A 2,464-nucleotide genomic window follows, 5' to 3' on the forward strand; every position below is an offset into this window, starting at 1 on the left:
TCGTGCTACCTAATTTTCCATTCGTAATGGCCACAGGCCTATTGCGCCAAAACGGATTATCTTGTTGCTCTACCTGAGCGAAGAAGCAGTTCATATCGACCAATATAATAACCCTGTCCCAGAATTCATTACTTACAGCAGGCATAATCACCTTCAATTAAATGTATGGCCAAATGAGAAAATACAGAGAAGAGAAAATATAGGGAATCATTGATATTGGATCAATAAGAATTTTGTAAAAGACTCTCTGAAGCCATGTGAGATCAGCCAATAATTTTTGTAAGCTCGCAATAGCGGAAAAATAAGGAGACAAGGATGTTGATTTTAAAGAGACAGGTTGGCCAAAAACTTTATATTGGACAAGGAGTCATGATTGAAGTGTTAGGCGTATCTGGTTATGGGAAAAAAAGCCAGGTTCGAATAGGAATCACTGCCCCCAGAGAGGTGGCAGTGAATCGGGAAGAAATCTATTTAAGAATTCAGGAAAAACTCTCAGGGAATCAGTGAGCGCTTAACAGAAGCCCTGCATTCCATTTCCCTGCTCGCACGCGCTTCTGCACTTTATTTTTGTATGTCTCGGGTGATAGCTCCTCTTTACGAGTGTGCCTTTTAGCATTGCAGTAATGACAAGCCGCGACAATATTTGATTGATTAGAAGCACCTCCGGCGTGAAACGCAGTGAGATGCTCACCTGTACATTTGAACTGTTCAGCTTGTTTTAGAGTTAATTTATAACGCTGAGAAAAGATCTTTGCATCTGAGTTCCACATCGGTAGATCACAATAGTAGCAACGGCCATTTTGTTTTTTGAAAGCTTTAGTGCGAGGTGCACGGAGGGAAGGTCGGTTTTTTGCCATGAAGTTCTCCACAATTATTGGTTACCTCGCCCTGCTCAGCAGAAACTAAGGAACCAGTGGATCATCCAACTGGCAAAACGCGCTCGTTATAACGAAACACAGTCGTAAATTAACAATCTATTTGAATTTTTACAATACTTTCGTGAACTAATGTAAGTAATAAAAAAAACCATTTCTGTAGCAACAAATTATTTTTCCACGGTCTCGTTATAAATAAATGGTAATAGTCGTGCGATATTTAATGCATCATCAATTGCACGATGATATTTGCCTTCAAATTCTAGGCCGTGATACTCCAAGGCAACTTTAGGACCTGCGTTACGAAAAGCTTTTTTACCTTTACTCCAACGCTTTTTTAAATTTTCATGAGGTAAATCAAGAAAGCTTGGACATACGCCGTGTCTCTCATACTCTTTTAAAAGTTGATGCTTATCATAGTTTCCCCATGACACCCATTGTGATAATTCGTATTGTCCAAGCCATTCGTTCAATGTTTTCGTGGCATCAGCATAATATGGGGCATTATCAACATCTGATTGCTTGATCGACGTTAGCTTCGTACAGAATTCAGTTAAAACAGGATGTAACTTGGGACGTGCAAAAAAAGATTTTGAATCGATAACCGTTCCATTTGTTTCACAGACGACACAACCAAATTCAATCACTTCCATATCATCTACCGTCTGCCGAAGATCGGTTCCATCCACCTTATCTTCCCAACAAGTTGCTTCCAGATCGACAACTAACATCATGTGGTTTCCAGTCCTAATTTTTTACTATTTCAAACAGATAGTTTAAGCGAAAAGATTTCAAGTATTATCCTAATTACAATTCCCTGCTTTTTTATATCCTGCATCATGTGCTTCAGTTTCGGAGACAAATTCGACAATATTTTTGGGGCTGACTTTGTCATATGACGGGCACCCATTGGGTAAATGAAAAACATTACTGTTACGGTTGCCCCTAATTATCTTTTGGACAACTGGTGCTTTATTGGCAGTGATTGCTACTTTTGCTGAACTTTTCTGTCCAATCTTCCAATTCTTTTCACCAGTCACAAATGGATTTGAATGGCCTGTTATAGTTGATATACGGCGGTCCCTTTCCAATTCCCAAGCTGAAACAGGATAAATGTTATGCCAGGACATCAATAAGCGTTGTTGTTGCTCAGACATATTCATACCGTATCGGTCATGCATGTAAAAATACACTCTTGCTAAAAACCCTTTAATTTCATTTCGTGGCTCAACCACTCTTGTTTTAAAGTCAACTCTGTATTCACAAGCACCATGTCGTTTAGTAGCCGATGGTAAGACGCCATAGTTGAAGTTCTGTCTATCTGAATTAAGCTCACCCACTGTTGGTGTGAGATTATGTAAATCAGCTTCCATCAAATTGAATACTGGATCGGTTTGTTTACAGTTCGAACGACCACCTTTTTGCCAACATTGCCGTGCACGGCCAAAGTTTGAGGCAGGAACGATGTGTTCCCATTCAATACGTTGCGCCCGATTACGCTGTCCTTCTGCTCTGATTTTATAACCACAAGATTTAAAGTCGACTCGACCACCGGATTTTCCAACCCATTTCCATTGGCAGGAACAATA

General features: G+C 39.9%; 4 protein-coding genes and 1 pseudogene. 1 reads left to right on the forward strand and 4 read right to left on the reverse strand.

Translation table 11 applies throughout. The features are described from left to right. Positions 1-145, reverse strand: a pseudogene (locus tag B3O33_RS15955) (DNA polymerase IV); the annotation flags it as partial. Between the two features lie 170 nt (positions 146-315). On the opposite strand from B3O33_RS15955, the gene B3O33_RS03020 reads away from it, so the two are divergent. After that, a complete protein-coding gene (locus B3O33_RS03020; RefSeq protein ID WP_136553363.1) occupies positions 316-507 on the forward strand; it encodes a carbon storage regulator in 192 nt (63 codons plus the stop codon). Here the strand turns inward: B3O33_RS03020 and B3O33_RS03025 are convergent. From B3O33_RS03025 to B3O33_RS03035, 3 genes are all read right to left on the reverse strand, one after another. After that, positions 501-857 carry an HNH endonuclease gene (locus B3O33_RS03025; RefSeq protein ID WP_136553361.1) on the reverse strand — a complete coding sequence of 119 codons (357 nt, stop codon included), beginning with the start codon at positions 855-857 and terminating at the stop codon, positions 501-503. The two genes, B3O33_RS03020 and B3O33_RS03025, sit on opposite strands and share 7 nt — an antisense overlap. Positions 858-1,045: 188 nt before the next feature. After that, positions 1,046-1,609 (reverse strand): 3'-5' exonuclease, encoded by a 564-nt coding sequence (locus tag B3O33_RS03030; protein ID WP_136553359.1) that lies wholly within the window; start codon positions 1,607-1,609, stop codon positions 1,046-1,048. Positions 1,610-1,678: 69 nt separating this feature from the next. Further along, positions 1,679-2,464, reverse strand: a 786-nt coding sequence (locus B3O33_RS03035; RefSeq protein WP_292362898.1) for an endonuclease, incomplete at its 5' end; no start/stop codon positions are given.

Source organism: Methylophaga sp. UBA1464, assembly GCF_002325665.1.
Classification (GTDB): Bacteria; Pseudomonadota; Gammaproteobacteria; order Nitrosococcales; family Methylophagaceae; genus Methylophaga.

Excerpts from the sequence above, each read along its gene's own strand:
- B3O33_RS03020 (WP_136553363.1), top strand. The coding sequence starts at position 316 with ATGTTGATTTTAAAGAGACAGGTTGGCCAAAAACTTTATATTGGACAA.
- B3O33_RS03025 (WP_136553361.1), bottom strand. The coding sequence starts at position 857 with ATGGCAAAAAACCGACCTTCCCTCCGTGCACCTCGCACTAAAGCTTTC.
- B3O33_RS03030 (WP_136553359.1), bottom strand. The coding sequence starts at position 1,609 with ATGATGTTAGTTGTCGATCTGGAAGCAACTTGTTGGGAAGATAAGGTG.